Source organism: Achromobacter ruhlandii (assembly GCF_902859695.1).
GTDB classification, from domain to species: domain Bacteria; phylum Pseudomonadota; class Gammaproteobacteria; order Burkholderiales; family Burkholderiaceae_B; genus Achromobacter; species Achromobacter ruhlandii.
Window position 1 is genome coordinate 318,740 of record NZ_CADIJL010000004.1, and the last position, 14,585, is coordinate 333,324.

Below are 14,585 nucleotides of genomic sequence, written 5' to 3' on the forward strand. Positions count from 1 at the left end.
CATCAATCCAGCTTGATGTTCTGCTTCTTCACGACGTCCTTCGCCCAGTCGTACTGTTCCTTGATTTCCTTGGCGAACTCTTCCGGCGTGTTGCCCGACGGGGCCGAGCCCTGATCGTCCAGCGCCTTGATGACCTTGGGGTCCTTCAGGGCCACCACGGCGGCGTCGCGCAGCTTGTTCACGACTTCCATCGGCGTGCCCTTGGGCGCCAGCAGGCCGTACCAGACCGGCTGGTTCAGCACCGGGAAGCCGGCCTGCTTGAAGTTCGGCACGCCCTTGAGCGAGGCGATGTCTTCCGGCCAGGCGATCGCCATGGCGTTCAGCTTGCCCGCCTGGATCTGCGGCATGGAGGACGGCAGGTTGTCGAAGATGATTTCGATCTGGCCGCCAACGGCGTCGGCCACGGCCGGGCCCGAACCCTTGTAGGGCACGTGCACGATGTCGGTGCCGGTGGCCATCTTGAACGATTCGCCCATCAGGTGCAGCACGCCGCAAGTGCCCGAACTGCCGTACGAATACTTGCCCGGGTTCTTCTTCAGTTCTTCGACGAAGCCCTTGAAGTCCTTGGCCGGGAACTTCGGATTCACCGCGACCACGTTGGCGGTGTTGGCGAAGTTGGTGACCGGCTGGAAGTCCTTGATCGGATCGTACGGCAGGTCGTTGGGACGGCACGCCGGATTGACGGCCATGGTGGAGACGGTGGCGATCGACAGCGTGTAGCCATCCGGCGCCGCGCGCGCGGCTTCGGCCGCGCCGATGGCGCCACCGGCGCCGCCCTTGTTCTCGACCACCATGGGCTGGCCGAGTTCCTGGCTCATGCGCTGCGTCACGAGGCGCGCGATGATGTCGGTGGAGCCGCCGGGCGCGAACGGAACGATGACGCGGATCGGCTTGTCGGGGTACTTGTCGGCGGCATGCGCAGCCGAAGCGCCGATCGTGCCGGTGGCCAGTGCGATGGCGACAGCCAGGGAGCGAATTTTCATCATTGGTGTGTTTCCTCCAAATGTGCGAGCCCGAGTGTGAACGGACCGTCTTGTGGCGCCCCCGTCTGTGGACGGGACAGCAGTTAGCGTTGGCGGGGCATCGCTTGTATGCAGGGCCGGAAGCCGTGCTGTTTATTGAGTTGCTTGTGGCACACGCGCCCGCCAGAATGACGGAGAATAGCAGCAAATGCTTACAGTCGCATAGCGTGCCGATCCCCGGCGGGCGCTCTCGAAAAAACACAATCCCCATGTCGGTCGCACTGCTGGTTTTCCCTGATTTCATGCTGGTCGCGCTGGGTTGGGCGCTGCGCCACAAACTCAATTTCTCACGTGAATTCTTCGCGGGCACCGAGCGCCTGGTGTACTTCGTACTGTTCCCCGCCCTGCTGTTCCAATCCATCCTGCGCACGCCGATCAGCGCCGGCAACGCCGCAATACTGTTGCAGGCCACGGCGGCGGTGATCGTCTCGGGCGTGGCGCTGTCGTGGCTGGCGGGGCTGGTGCTCAAGCCGACGTCGCTGGGGCTGGCCTCGTCGGCGCAGTGTGGCTATCGATTCAACACGTATATCGGACTGGCCCTATCCGCCAGCCTGGGCGGCACGCAGGGGCAGACAGTGATGGCGCTGATCATCGGCTTCGCGGTGCCGATGGCGAACATCGCGGCGGTGTACGGGCTGGCGCGCCACAACGGCGGCAACCTGCTGCGCGAGCTGGCGCGCAATCCGCTGGTGGTGTCGACCCTGGCGGGCCTGGCGTGCAATCTCGCGGGGCTGCATCTGCCGGGGCCGGTGGACACGGTGCTGGCGCGCCTGGGCGCGGCGGCGATCGCGCTGGGGATCCTGTGCGTGGGCGCCAGCCTGGCGTGGGAAGGCGGCAAGGGCTATGGCGGACTGATCGCGTGGATGCTGGCAGTGAAGCTGGTGGCGTTGCCGCTGGTGGCGGTGGGCGTGGCCAGGTTGCTGGGGCTGGCGCCGCTGGAGGCGCGCATGCTGTTGCTGTTTGCGGCGTTGCCGACGGCTTCGGCGGCTTATGTGCTGGCGATGCGGATGGGGGGAGATGGGAGGATGGTGGCTGTGCTCATTTCCCTGGGGACGTTGTTTTCTGCTTTGACGATTCCTGCTTGGGTGTTGTTGGCGGGGAGCGCTTAGGGGCTTCCTTGGTTGCGTGGCTTGGGGGTTTTTGCGGCGGTTGCTTTCTTCGTAGGCCGCCCCTCGCGGCGGCGTTGGGCCGTGTGAGCGCCCACGATTGCGGTCCGGAGCGTTCGCTCCGGACTGCCCCGTTGTCATCCTCGTCCTCGCCTTCGGCGACTCCTTCGGATTCCCTCGGGCGCATCGAGGTTGCTCACTCGGCCCAACGCCGCCGCGAGGGGCTACGGGGGGTGAGAAATGTCGCGCTGCTGGGCCGAGGGACAGGGAGGGGATTTGCGTTGCCCGCCAGGTCCGGCCGCGCGGGCGGCTGGACCTGGCATACATGGTTGTGGGCGTCGGGGGGGTGTGCGCTGCGCGTCTGCGCGGACGGCGCGCTATGGCGGCGCGCGCAGTACGGCGTGATGAGAGATTGGAACGACGGGGGGGACCACATCCTCTGGGCGAAGAGGGGGGCGGTCAGCCGCGTGGTGCGGCCGCGCCATCAAGCGCGGCGCGAAAATAAAAGCCGCCCCTCTGAACTGCCCCCCGAAGGTTGAATCCATGTCCAACTCTCGGGGGGCAGTTCACTCGGGGCGGCGTTTTTTTTGCGGCGGGATTACTTGCCGGCGTTGGTCATGCTGCCGGGCACGACCCATTCTGCGAATTGGGCTTCGGTGACGTAGCCCAGGGCCAGGGCCGATTCCTTCAGCGACAGGCCTTCCTTGTGCGCCTTCTTGGCGATCTGGGCGGCCTTGTCGTAGCCGATGTGGGGGTTCAGGGCGGTGACCAGCATCAGCGAGCGGTCGACCAGTTCGGCGATGCGTTCGCGGTTGGGTTGGATGCCGGCGGCGCAGTGCTTGTCGAAGCTGGCCATGCCGTCGGTCAGGAGGCGCACGGACTGCAGGAAGTTGTGGATCACCAGGGGCTTGTAGACGTTCAGCTCGAAGTTGCCGCTGGCGCCGCCGATGTTGATGGCGACGTCGTTGCCCAGGACCTGGGCGGCCAGCATGGTGATGGCTTCGCACTGGGTCGGGTTGACCTTGCCCGGCATGATGGAGCTGCCCGGTTCATTTTCGGGGATGCTGATTTCGCCCAGGCCGGAACGCGGACCGCTGGACAGCCAGCGCACGTCGTTGGCGATCTTCATGAGGCCGGCGGCGAGCGACTTGAGGGCGCCGTGGGCGAACAGCAGGGCTTCGTGCGAGGCCAGGGCCTGGAACTTGTTGGGCGCGGAGACGAAGGCGGTTTCGGTGGCGTGGGCCAGCTCGGCCGAGACCTTGGCGGAAAACTGCGGGTGCGCGTTCAGGCCGGTGCCGACGGCGGTGCCGCCGATGGCCAGCTGGTGCAGGCCCGGCAGCGTGGCGCGGATCTGCTGTTCGGCCAGGTCGAGCTGGGCGACGTAGCCGGACAATTCCTGGCCCAGCGTCAGCGGGGTGGCGTCCTGCAGGTGGGTGCGGCCGATCTTGACGATGTCGTAGAACTCGGCGCTCTTGGTGGCGAAGGTGGCGCGCAGGGTCTTCAGCGCCGGCAGCAGATGGTGCTCGACCTGGACGGCGGCGGCCACGTGCATGGCGGTGGGGAAGGTATCGTTGGACGACTGGCCGCGGTTGACGTGGTCGTTGGGGTGCACCTTGCGTTCTTCGCCGCGCACGCCACCCAGCAGTTCCGAGGCGCGGTTGGCCAGCACCTCGTTCATGTTCATGTTGCTTTGCGTGCCCGAGCCGGTCTGCCACACGGACAGCGGGAATTCGTGGGGCCACTTGCCCGCGATGACTTCATCGGCGGCGCGGATGATGCCGTCGGCGATCTTGGGATCGAGTTCGCCCAGGTCGGCGTTGACCTTGGCGGCCGCGCGCTTCAGGCGCGCCATCGCGATCACCAGCGGCTCGGGCATCTTTTCGGTGGAGATCGCGAAAAAATGCAGCGAACGCTGCGTCTGCGCGCCCCAGAGGTGATCCTCGGGGACTTCGATGGGGCCAAAAGTGTCTTTTTCGATGCGGGTCTTCATGGCGCTTACTGCTCCGTGGCGGCGTCCGTCTCGGCCGGCGGAACCCGCCTGGCCGGACGTATTTGAGAATAGCAATCACTTATAAGATTAGCAGAAACCCGAATTCCTATAATTGCGTTCGAACCGTGTTCCCATCCTGACCTTTTACCACTCGCCCCGCGACCCGCGCCATGTCCGCTCCCCTTCGCAGCCTGACCCTGCACCTGCCCGACGAAGCCGCCACCGAGGCGCTGGCGCGACAGCTCGCCCCGCTTGTCTCCGGCCGCGAAACCGGCCTGGCAGGCGCATGTATCCATCTTCAGGGAGACCTGGGGGCAGGAAAAACGGCCTTCTCCAGGGCATTGTTGCGGGAATGCGGCATCACAGGCCGAATCAAGAGTCCCAGCTACGCGCTGCTTGAATCCTATAAAGTTTCTAACTTATACTTCTATCACCTTGATTTTTATAGATTTAGTGATTCGCGCGAATGGCTGGACGCCGGATTCCGGGATTTGCTGCGTGAGGATGCGGTCGTTTTGATTGAATGGCCGGAACGGGCCGAGGGCCTTTTGCCCCCTCCCGACCTGCAGATTTCCCTGTCGTACGCCGGCCAAGGACGCGATGTCACGCTGACCGCGCACACCGCTCGAGGACAAACATGGTTGAACGCGATTGTCCCCCCGCCCGACACGGCGCCCTCCCCGCGGCAGGCGCCACCCGACGTCGCCTGATCAGCGTCGCTGCCACCCTGCTCGTCCTGCCGGTGGTGCCGCGGCTGGCGCAGGCCGCCACCATCCTGGCCGTGCGCACCTGGCCGGCGGACGAATACACCCGCGTCACGCTGGAGCTGGACAGCGAGCTCAAGGCTGAACAGTTCACCCTGGAAAATCCCCACCGCCTGGTGGTCGATATCGAGGGACTGACCCTCAGCGCCGCGCTCAACGACCTGGTGTCCAAGGTCCGCCCCGACGATCCCTACATCCAGAGCCTGCGCGTAGCGCAGAACCGGCCCAACGTGGTGCGGCTGGTGTTCGACCTGAAGCAGGCCGTGGCGCCGCAGGTGTTCACGCTCAAGCCGGTGGCCGACTACCAGTACCGTTTGGTGCTGGACCTGTATCCCAAGGTCGCGCAGGATCCGCTGGTCGCCATCCTCAACAAGACCGGCCCCGACGCCGACGATCCGCTGGCGCGCATCCTCGAAGACATCCAGCGCAACCCGGCCACCCGCGCCGACCCGCCTGAGCCACCGCGCGTGCGCGGCCAGCAGCCGGCCGCGCCGCTGCCGGTGCCGAAGTCGCCGCCCGCCTCCGCCGGCCGTGGCAAGCAACGCATGCTGACCATCGCGCTGGATCCCGGCCACGGCGGCGAAGACCCCGGCGCCATCGGCGGCAGCGGCCTGCGTGAAAAAGACGTGGTGCTGCGCATCGCGCGGCGCCTGAAGGCGCTGATCGACGCCCAGCCCTACATGCGCGCCTACCTGACGCGCGACGATGACTTCTTCGTGCCGCTGCATGTGCGTGTGCAGAAGGCGCGCCGGGTGCACGCCGACCTGTTCGTGTCGATCCACGCCGACGCCTGGATCAAGCCCTCGGCCAACGGTTCCTCGGTATTCGCGCTGTCGCAGCGCGGCGCCAGCAGCGCCCAGGCGCGCTGGATGGCCGACAAGGAAAACGCGGCCGACCTGATCGGCGGCGTCAACCTCGGCAGCCACGACCGCCAGGTGGCCAAGGTGCTGCTGGACCTGTCCACCACCGCGCAGATCAACGACTCGCTCAAGGTCGGCAACGCCTTCCTGGACGAGATCAAGAAGATCAACCGGTTGCACAAGAACAGCGTCGAGCAGGCCGGCTTCGCGGTGCTGAAGGCGCCCGACATCCCGTCGGTGCTGGTCGAGACCGCCTTCATCAGCAACCCGCAGGAAGAGGCGCTGCTCAAGACCACCGCGCACCAGGAAAAACTGGCGCAGGCCATGTTGACGGGCATCCAGCGCTACTTCACCGCCAACCCGCCGCTGGCGCGGTTGGGCGACGTCAGCTGAGACATCGCCGGATACGAGAATGGCCATGCCTGCGCATGGCCATTTTCTTTTGCGGTGCGCCGTCAATGCATTCGGACGATCCGGCTTCGATTTGAATGCGATGCGGCTATCGCAAGCGCCGGGTTATCCCATCCTATATGCCGGCGAGTGCGAGACTTGTCTCTGGATTTTCAGACGGATCCATACAGAGGCCAAAAGGCGACCCCGGTAGATTAGCGGCCATCTTTTGGAAAGATCCATGGCCGTCCGCCTGTTATCCGCTCCGCGTTGCGTTCCAGCGCAATCCTGTATTCATCATGCAGGGATTCTGGAACATGAAACGCACCAACATATCGCTGGCAGCAGCCCTCCTGTTGTCCACAACCTCTTATGGCCAGACCATCCCGAACGAGGCCACGCCCGGCGAGGCCAGGCAAGACGCTCGTGACGGGCTGAAGGTTTTTTCGCCGATCACTGTTAGCGCAACCATCAGGCCGGAAGATGTCGCCACGCAATCGATTTCCGCCGATGAGCTGAAAAGGACGGGTGGCAACAACTTTGGCACCATCATGCGCTACCAACCGCTGATCAGCGCATCAGGCGTGAATAATGGTTCCCGCAACGGCAAATCGGGTTTTGACCGCGGCGGTTACAGCAGCTACAACATTCGCGGCCTGGATGGCAACCGGGTGGCGCTGGATGTCAACGGCATTCCCTTGCCGGACGCCACCGGGCGCAGTTACGCGGTCTCCAGCGGCGAAGATACTTTTGGCATAGGCCGCGACTACATCGACCCCTATCTTTACGGCCAGGTGAACATCACTTCCGGATCGGCGCGCCAGAATACGGTCAAGAACGTGGTCGGCGGCTCCGTGTCATTCATCAGCAAATCACCGGACGCCTATCTCACGGACGGTAAACGCAGCTACCTGGAATACACCGGCGAGTTCGACACCTCCGATCATGCCTGGCACAACGGCGCAACCACCGCGTTCGGCAATGACAGCGCCCGGGCATTGTTCGCCTACAGCCGCCGTGATGGCAGGCAAACGCAGAACAACAGCGGCTATCTGGATACTTATCCGATGCGCTGGCATTCCGATGCCGCGCTGATCAACGGCGTGATCGACACCGGCGGCAGCGGCCGGATCATAGGCACGCTGGATTTCTACCGTAAATCCAGCAGGGAGAGCGCGCCCATGTATAAAAAGCTGAACAGCAGCGCCCCCCGCGAGAGCATCGTGGGCTCACACGGGCAGAAGAACTCCACGCAACGCGACTCAATCAGCCTGGCGCACGTATTCACGCCACGAAACAACACCCTGATAGACACGATGGAAAGCAAGGTCTTCTATCAGCGCACTCGCGTTGGCGACGACACGGTGTCAGCGCAGGATATCGTCACTTCATCCAGGTGGAGGTCGACCGGCATGGAGACGGAGAACCCCTTGGAGAATGTTTCGACCTTCTCCCACATGAACACCAAGACGTATGGCCTGCAAAGCGAAATCACCAAGGACTATGGCGCCCAGGCATTGAATTACGGCGTGAATTTCTCGATAACGGATTTTTCCCGGCCGTTTGAACAAGTCGGCGCGAACTATCCCACCTTGCAGCCACAGGGCAACAACAGAACCTATGACACGAATGTGTGGCTGAGCGACACCATCACCATCGGCGCGTTTTCGGTGATGCCGGGACTGAAATATTCGTGGCACAAGATCAATCCGCAGGGCTTCGAGGCGCCATCCGACGACAACGCGCTGGGCGCTTTGACGCTGGCGGAAATCAACGAAATACATGGCAAGACGTTTACGGACGGCAAGCTATTGCCTTCGCTGACCGTCATGTATGCCTTCAACCCGGAGTTCCACACCTACCTGCAATACAAACGCGGCGTTTCGTATCCCACCAGCAGCCAGATAGCGGGAATCTGGCTGCATCCCAGGATTGGACGCGCCTCGCCGGCCATGGTCGGCAATTCCGATCTGAAGTCCGAAACCAGCAATCAGTTTGAACTCGGGGTGGCTGGCAAGGCAGCCCGTGGCCTCATGGTGCGCGGCAGTGTCTTCTACAACCGTTACGACAACTTCATCTATAACCGCAAGTACGCCTTGAGGGATTACCAGACAGGCGCGCCGAAACCTGGCGTGGAAAGCCTGCTTGCCAGGTTGCCGGCCTCGATTTCCAGCCTCACCATCGCCGAGAACCGCGACAAGGCCTATATTTATGGCGCCGAGGTGGTCACCCGGATCGATTATGGCGCGCTCTTCGGCGCAGCCCATGGGCTGAGCAGCACTTTCGCCCTGGGGTACAACCAGGGCAAATCGAAATCATCGTATTCGGGTGATGGCTGGGTGGAACTGGACAGCGTGCTGCCCGTCAAGGCCATTGCATCGTTGGCCTGGGATGACCCTGAAAACCGCTACGGCGCAAGCATTACCGCCACCTTCGTCAAGGGCAAGCAAGCCGTCGATCCCGTCCGGCAGAACTTCCCGAACAATGGCAGCCTGACGTTCGAGGAGTATTCCGGCAAATACGAAAAGAATTACATGCGCATTCCGGGATACAGCATTCTCGATCTGGCGGCTTATTACAACGTGAAGAAGCACCTGACGGTGGCGATGGGCGTCTACAACCTCACCAACCGCAAGTATTGGGAGTACGCCAGCAACAAGCGCATGACGATGGCCTCGGACCAGGACCAGCGTGATATCGCCCTGGGTGTCGCGCCTGGCAGGACCTACCAGTTAAGCGTCACCGCGATCTTCTGACCCCATCCTTTTCCGTTTCCGGTGGCGGCTGCGCGTCCGTCGGCGCCGCTAGCCGCCCCGGCGCGCGCGCAGCAGCTTGAACAGGGCCGCGCCGACCACCGGCACGATGGCCGCGGCCAGGCCGATCAGGACGATGGTGTTCAGGTGTTCCCTCACCAACGGGATGTTGCCGAAGAAATAGCCCGCCGCCACCAGGCTCACCACCCACAACAGCGCGCCCAGGATGTTGAACATCTGGAAGCGCGACAACGGCATGTCGGCCACGCCGGCCACGAACGGCGCGAACGTGCGCACCACCGGAATGAAGCGCGACATGACGATGGTCTTGCCGCCATGCTTCTCGTAGAACGCATGCGTGCGCATCAGCGCCCCACGATCCAGGAAGCGCAGGTTCATCGAGAACACGCGCGGCCCGAGGTAGCGGCCGATGGCGTAGTTCACGCTGTTGCCGGTAATCGCGGCCACGATCAGCAGCGCGCCCAGCAATACCGGATCCAGGCTGCCCGTGGCGCCGAAGGCGCCAGCGATGAACAGCAGGGAGTCTCCCGGCAGGAAGGGCAGCACCACCAGCCCGGTTTCCGCGAAAACGATCAGGAACAGCACCAGATAGACCCACACGCCGTACTGCTGGACCCAGACGCCAAGGGTCTGGTCGATGTGGAGCACCATTTGGAAAAAATCGAGCATCAATACGTCCCTGGAAGCGGAAGGGGAATCAGGCCACGACTATAGCCCACCGTGTCCAGAGGCTAAAATCCTCCCTATGGCTACACCGGAACCCCCCATGACAGAACGCCGCTCCATTCTTGCGCTGCCCGACCTGCTGATCAGCCAGATCGCCGCGGGCGAAGTGATCGAGAGACCCGCCTCGGTGCTCAAGGAAATCCTCGAGAACGCCATCGACGCCGGCGCCCGCGCGATCGAGGTGCGCCTGGAGGGCGGCGGCATCCGCCGCATTGCGGTGACCGACGACGGCGGCGGCATTCCACCGGAAGAACTGCCGCTGGCGCTGGCGCGCCACGCCACCAGCAAGATCCGCAACCTGCACGAGCTGGAATCGGTCGCGTCCATGGGGTTCCGCGGCGAGGCGCTGGCCTCGATCGCCTCGGTGGCGCAGGTTTCGATTATTTCGCGCACCCGCGATGGCGAGCATGCCTGGCAGATCCAGGCCGGCAGCATGCAGGTCACGCCCGCGTCGGGCCCGCCTGGCACCACCGTGGACGTGCGCCAGCTGTTCGACGCGGTGCCGGCGCGCCGCAAGTTCCTGCGCTCGGAAGCCACCGAATTCGGCCACTGCGTCGACGCCATGGAGCGCATCGCGCTGGCCCATCCCCAGATCGCCTTCCGCCTGTTCCACCACGACCGCGCGCAGCGCCAGTGGCTGCCGGCCGATCCGCCGCAGCGCATCCGCGACGTGCTGGGCGCGGAATTCGCCGAACATGGCCTGCTGCTGTCGCACAGCGTCGGCACGGTCAGCCTGGCCGGCATGATCACCCGCCCCACCGCGGCCCGCGCCCGCGCCGACCGGCAGTATCTGTACGTCAACGGCCGCTACGTGCGCGACCGCACCGTCAGCCACGCGCTGCGCGCCGCCTATGCCGACGTGCTGCATGGCGACCGCCAGCCGGCCTACGTACTGTTCCTGGACATCGACCCGGCCGCGGTCGACGTCAACGTGCATCCGGCCAAGCACGAGGTGCGCTTTCGCGACAGCGGCGCCGTGCACCGCTTCGTCAACCACGCGGTCAGTCAGACGCTGGCGCAGACGGGCGGATCGTCGGCGGTGGCGCCGACCGCGGCGACGCGCGATGACGATGACGGATTCGAGACCGTGGCGCCATCAGCGCCCACGACAACCGGCGGCTTGCCCGCCTCCGCGCCGGCCGACACGCCTCGCCCCGGCTATACCGGCGCCAGCCCGGGCGCCGCGCCCGCCTACGGCCTGCGGCCCTCGCCGGCGCCGCAGCGCCCGCACACGCAGGTGCCGTTCCGCCTGCACGCCGAGCCGGCCGGGATTCCCGCCGCCGACTGGCAATCGCTGTATCGCCCCCTGACCGAAGACACCGCCGCGCGCGTCGAGCCGCTGCGCGACGTGGCGGCGCTGGCGCCGCAGGCCGCGCCCGCGCCGACGCTGCCGGCCGACGAGGAACACCCGCTCGGCATGGCGCTGGGCCAGTTGCACGGCATCTACATCCTGGCGCAGAACCGCCGCGGCATGGTGCTGGTGGACATGCACGCGGCCCATGAGCGCGTGGTCTACGAACAACTCAAGCAGGCGCTGGACGCGCGCAGCCTGCCGCGCCAGGACCTGCTGGTGCCGGTGGTGTTCCACGCCCAGGAAAAGGATGTGGCGGTGGTCGAGGAATTCGAGGAACAGCTGGAAGACCTCGGCTTCCAGATGCGCCCCTCGGGCCCCACGTCGATCGCGGTGCGCTCGGTGCCCGCCATCCTGGCGCGCGGCGACATCGAGACGCTGGCGCGCGCCGTGCTGCGCGACCTGGCCGGCGTGGGCGTGTCGCGCCTGCTGACCGAACAGCGCAACGAACTGCTCTCGACCATGGCCTGCCATGGCTCGGTGCGCGCCAACCGCAAGCTCACGATCGAAGAGATGAACGGCCTGCTGCGGCAGATGGAAGCCACCGAGCGCGCCGACCAGTGCAACCACGGCCGGCCGACCTGGGTGCAGTGGTCGGTATCCGACCTGGACAAGCTGTTCCTGCGCGGGCAATAGATCTTGTCCGTGTCCGCCCCTCCCCTCGTCATCTGCCTGGCCGGCCCCACCGCGGCCGGCAAGAGCGCCTCCACCCTGGCGCTGGCCGAACGCTGGCCGCTGGAAATCATCAACGTCGATTCCGCCACCATCTACCGCGGCATGGACATCGGCACCGCCAAGCCGTCACCGGCCGAACAAGCGCAGGTGCCCCAGCACCTGCTGGATATCCGGGACCCGGCACAGTCGTATTCGGCGGCCGAATTCCGCGCCGACGCGCTGCGCCTGATCGACGCGATCCGCGCGCGCGGCCGCATTCCGCTTCTGGCCGGCGGCACCATGATGTACTACAAGGCGCTGCGCGACGGCCTGGACGACCTGCCGCAGGCCGACCCCGCGCTGCGCGCAGAACTGGAAGCGCGCGCCGCCCGTGACGGCTGGCCAGCGCTGCACGCCGAGCTGGCGCGGCTCGACCCCGTCACCGCCGCGCGCCTGGCGCCCAACGACAGCCAGCGGATCCAGCGCGCGCTGGAGATCTGCCAGTTATCGGGCCAGCCCATGTCGGCGCTGCTCGGCCGCCAGCGCGCCGCCGCCGGCGACGACGACCACCGCTACCTGACCATCAGCCTGGAACCCTCGGCGCGCGCCGCGCTGCACGCGCGCATCGAACAGCGCTTCGACGCGATGCTGGCCAGCGGCCTGTTGGAAGAAGTGCGCGGCCTGCATGCACGCGCCGACCTGCACCCGGGCCTGCCGTCGGTGCGCTGCGTCGGCTACCGCCAGATGTGGGCCCATCTCGACGGCGAGATCAGCCTGGAGGAAGCCCGCGAGCAGGGCATCGCCGCCACCCGCCAGCTGGCCAAGCGCCAGATCACCTGGCTGCGGGCCCAGCCCGAGCGCGTGATCGTCGACTGCCTGGCGGCCGACGCGGTGGCGCAGACCATCGACGCGGTGGCCGCGGCGCTGGCCGACGCATCCTGACGCAAGCGGCTGCGAGCCTTCGGGCCTGGCCGCTCGCCGCAACCGGCCGCCCGCGACGGCGACCAATCACTGGATATCGAGATGATGGACATCAACGAAGCAAGCACGTCTTTCGCCGCCATGCTGCGCAAGCAGCACGAGGCCTTGATCGGCGAAATCCAGCGGTTGCTCCGCGAACGTCCGTTCACGCTGGACCAGGGCGTTTCCAGGGAAACCGTGGACGCCATCCACTTCGAGTACGACTGGGAGTCGTTCACTCCCGTCGCGATTCCCCTGAACACACGCTCCGGCTACTGTGGACGGGGCCTGCGGCTGGCATTGCAGTACCCGTTGATTCCGCCCGATGTCGACGCCGCGTTGACCGAAGCCATGGACAACGAGGACGACGATTTCGGCGATGAACTGCGCGAAAAAATGACCGAGACCTACCTCGCCTGGTTCCAGGCGGCCTGGCGCGACGCGCGGGACGCCAACCGGCAGGTGCGCGGCTTTCTGTCCGTTCACGACACCATCTGGCGCACGGACCTGGATACGGGAGAAGCATTCCGCGAGGACGCGGGCCGGGTCAAGTTCTTCTAGCCGGACAGCGAAATAAAAAACCCGCCACCAGGGCGGGTTCTTCATTGCGAGGCCAGCCGGCTCAGACCACCACGGTCTGCGGCATGCCTTCGGTCTGGGCGACGATCTCGCCCAGCTTGCTGACGGTTTCGCCCTGCTCGCGCAGCGTGGCGGCGATGGCGTCGGCCTGGGCCGGATCCACCACCAGCACCATGCCGATGCCGCAGTTGAAGACGCGGTACATCTCGGTGTCCTCGACGCCGCCCTGCTCCTGCAGCCACTGGAACAGCTTGGGCATTTCCCAGCTGTCGCGCCGCAGGCGGGCCGACAGGCCGTCCTGCAGGATGCGCGGCACGTTGTCGAGCAGGCCGCCGCCGGTGATATGGGCCAGGCCCTTGATGGCGCTGCCGTGCTTGGCCAGCGCGGCCAGCACCTGCTTGACGTAGATGCGGGTCGGGGCCATGACCACGTCGACCAGCGGCTGGCCGTGGAAGTCGTCGTCGGGCTTGGCGCCGGCGCGTTCCAGGATCTTGCGCAGCAGCGAATAGCCGTTCGAGTGCGCGCCGCTGGACGCCAGGCCCAGCACCACATCGCCGACCTTGATCGACTTGCCGTCGATGATGGCCGACTTCTCGACCGCGCCCACCGCGAACCCGGCCAGGTCGTATTCGCCATCGGGGTACATGCCCGGCATTTCGGCGGTTTCGCCGCCGATCAGGGCGCAGCCCGACAGTTCGCAGCCCTTGGCGATGCCGCCCACCACCGACGCCGCCGTGTCCACCGAAAGCTTGCCGCAACCGAAATAATCCAGGAAGAACAGCGGCTCGGCGCCCTGCACCAGGATGTCGTTGACGCTCATCGCCACCAGGTCGATGCCGACGGTGTCGTGGCGGTTCCAGTCGAACGCCAGGCGCAGCTTGGTGCCGACGCCGTCGGTGCCGGAGACCAGCACCGGCTCCTTGTAGTGCTTGGGCACTTCGAACAGGCCGCCAAAGCCGCCGATACCGGCCAGCACCCCGGGGCGCATGGTGCGCGCCGCAAGCGGTTTGATACGGTCGACCAGGGCGTCGCCCGCGTCGATGTCGACACCGGCGTCACGGTAGGTCAGGGGAGCTTTGGGTTGATTCGTCATGAGAAATGCCGTGGGATATGTAACAATTGCTGGGAATTGGGGTGGAACGCCCTGCATTTTACGATGTTGCAGCCCGGTCCTGGCCAGCGCCCGGCGAAAGCCGCCGGCGGCGGGCGGGACGGCCCCGGCCCGGCGCGGCGCCATTTTGGCGCAAACCCAAGCCAGGCAAAGGGCTTGGACGCGACACCGGCGCCCCGGGTGGTTTAAAGTGTAGGGTTGGCCGATAGCGATTTTGCCAGTTTCTGGCGGGCAACGCCGCCGCCGGCCGTGGGCTCACCCTGGAGCCTGGCTCTACCCGCCTGATCGATAACCTCTC

11 protein-coding genes are annotated in these 14,585 nt (G+C 65.5%); 7 read left to right on the forward strand and 4 right to left on the reverse strand.

Features of this window, described 5'->3' with window-relative positions:
* Positions 1 to 2: 2 nt before the first annotated feature.
* Positions 3 to 986, reverse strand: coding sequence for a tripartite tricarboxylate transporter substrate binding protein BugE (locus HV742_RS08135; RefSeq protein WP_049071555.1), 984 nt, complete (start codon positions 984 to 986; stop codon positions 3 to 5).
* Between the two features lie 245 nt (positions 987 to 1,231).
* Between HV742_RS08135 and HV742_RS08140 the strand changes: the two genes are divergently transcribed.
* Positions 1,232 to 2,131 (forward strand): AEC family transporter, encoded by a 900-nt coding sequence (locus HV742_RS08140; RefSeq protein ID WP_175144782.1) that lies wholly within the window; start codon positions 1,232 to 1,234, stop codon positions 2,129 to 2,131.
* 595 nt (positions 2,132 to 2,726) lie between these two features.
* Here HV742_RS08140 and fumC read toward each other — a convergent pair.
* On the reverse strand, positions 2,727 to 4,118 hold the full coding sequence (gene fumC / locus HV742_RS08145; protein ID WP_175144783.1) for a class II fumarate hydratase: 1,392 nt from the start codon (positions 4,116 to 4,118) through the stop codon (positions 2,727 to 2,729).
* 170 nt (positions 4,119 to 4,288) lie between these two features.
* Here fumC and tsaE point away from each other — a divergent pair, with 170 nt between their 5' ends.
* The 3 genes from tsaE (at position 4,289) to HV742_RS08160 (ending at position 8,888) form a co-directional block, all read left to right on the forward strand.
* Positions 4,289 to 4,828, forward strand: coding sequence for a tRNA (adenosine(37)-N6)-threonylcarbamoyltransferase complex ATPase subunit type 1 TsaE (gene tsaE, locus HV742_RS08150; protein ID WP_068980980.1), 540 nt, complete (start codon positions 4,289 to 4,291; stop codon positions 4,826 to 4,828).
* A complete protein-coding gene (locus HV742_RS08155; RefSeq protein ID WP_049071551.1) occupies positions 4,756 to 6,135 on the forward strand; it encodes an N-acetylmuramoyl-L-alanine amidase in 1,380 nt (459 codons plus the stop codon). The genes tsaE and HV742_RS08155 overlap by 73 nt, the downstream gene beginning before the upstream one ends.
* Before the next feature lie 314 nt (positions 6,136 to 6,449).
* A complete protein-coding gene (locus HV742_RS08160) occupies positions 6,450 to 8,888 on the forward strand; it encodes a TonB-dependent receptor domain-containing protein (RefSeq protein ID WP_254600997.1) in 2,439 nt (812 codons plus the stop codon).
* Between the two features lie 48 nt (positions 8,889 to 8,936).
* Here the strand turns inward: HV742_RS08160 and HV742_RS08165 are convergent, their stop codons facing one another.
* Entirely contained in the window at positions 8,937 to 9,575 is a 639-nt protein-coding gene (locus HV742_RS08165; RefSeq protein ID WP_080977319.1) for a VTT domain-containing protein, read from the reverse strand.
* Positions 9,576 to 9,672: 97 nt separating this feature from the next.
* Here HV742_RS08165 and mutL point away from each other — a divergent pair, with 97 nt between their 5' ends.
* The 3 genes from mutL to HV742_RS08180 all read left to right on the forward strand — a co-directional run bounded on the left by mutL (position 9,673) and on the right by HV742_RS08180 (position 13,158).
* Positions 9,673 to 11,619 (forward strand): DNA mismatch repair endonuclease MutL, encoded by a 1,947-nt coding sequence (gene mutL, locus HV742_RS08170; protein WP_175144785.1) that lies wholly within the window; start codon positions 9,673 to 9,675, stop codon positions 11,617 to 11,619.
* Between the two features lie 3 nt (positions 11,620 to 11,622).
* The gene (miaA, locus tag HV742_RS08175) at positions 11,623 to 12,579 is read left to right on the forward strand and encodes a tRNA (adenosine(37)-N6)-dimethylallyltransferase MiaA (RefSeq protein WP_063583364.1); all 957 of its coding nucleotides are present in this window, start codon (positions 11,623 to 11,625) and stop codon (positions 12,577 to 12,579) included.
* 81 nt (positions 12,580 to 12,660) lie between these two features.
* Positions 12,661 to 13,158 carry a hypothetical protein gene (locus HV742_RS08180; RefSeq protein ID WP_254600999.1) on the forward strand — a complete coding sequence of 166 codons (498 nt, stop codon included), beginning with the start codon at positions 12,661 to 12,663 and terminating at the stop codon, positions 13,156 to 13,158.
* 61 nt (positions 13,159 to 13,219) lie between these two features.
* Here the strand turns inward: HV742_RS08180 and purM are convergent, their stop codons facing one another.
* A complete protein-coding gene (gene purM, locus HV742_RS08185; protein ID WP_049071544.1) occupies positions 13,220 to 14,269 on the reverse strand; it encodes a phosphoribosylformylglycinamidine cyclo-ligase in 1,050 nt (349 codons plus the stop codon).
* Positions 14,270 to 14,585 lie beyond the last annotated feature (316 nt).

Coding starts and splice junctions, on each gene's coding strand:
- HV742_RS08135 (WP_049071555.1), bottom strand. CDS start 986: ATGATGAAAATTCGCTCCCTGGCTGTCGCCATCGCACTGGCCACCGGC.
- HV742_RS08140 (WP_175144782.1), top strand. CDS start 1,232: ATGTCGGTCGCACTGCTGGTTTTCCCTGATTTCATGCTGGTCGCGCTG.
- fumC (WP_175144783.1), bottom strand. CDS start 4,118: ATGAAGACCCGCATCGAAAAAGACACTTTTGGCCCCATCGAAGTCCCC.
- tsaE (WP_068980980.1), top strand. CDS start 4,289: ATGTCCGCTCCCCTTCGCAGCCTGACCCTGCACCTGCCCGACGAAGCC.
- HV742_RS08155 (WP_049071551.1), top strand. CDS start 4,756: ATGGTTGAACGCGATTGTCCCCCCGCCCGACACGGCGCCCTCCCCGCG.
- HV742_RS08160 (WP_254600997.1), top strand. CDS start 6,450: ATGAAACGCACCAACATATCGCTGGCAGCAGCCCTCCTGTTGTCCACA.
- HV742_RS08165 (WP_080977319.1), bottom strand. CDS start 9,575: ATGCTCGATTTTTTCCAAATGGTGCTCCACATCGACCAGACCCTTGGC.
- mutL (WP_175144785.1), top strand. CDS start 9,673: ATGACAGAACGCCGCTCCATTCTTGCGCTGCCCGACCTGCTGATCAGC.
- HV742_RS08180 (WP_254600999.1), top strand. CDS start 12,661: ATGATGGACATCAACGAAGCAAGCACGTCTTTCGCCGCCATGCTGCGC.
- purM (WP_049071544.1), bottom strand. CDS start 14,269: ATGACGAATCAACCCAAAGCTCCCCTGACCTACCGTGACGCCGGTGTC.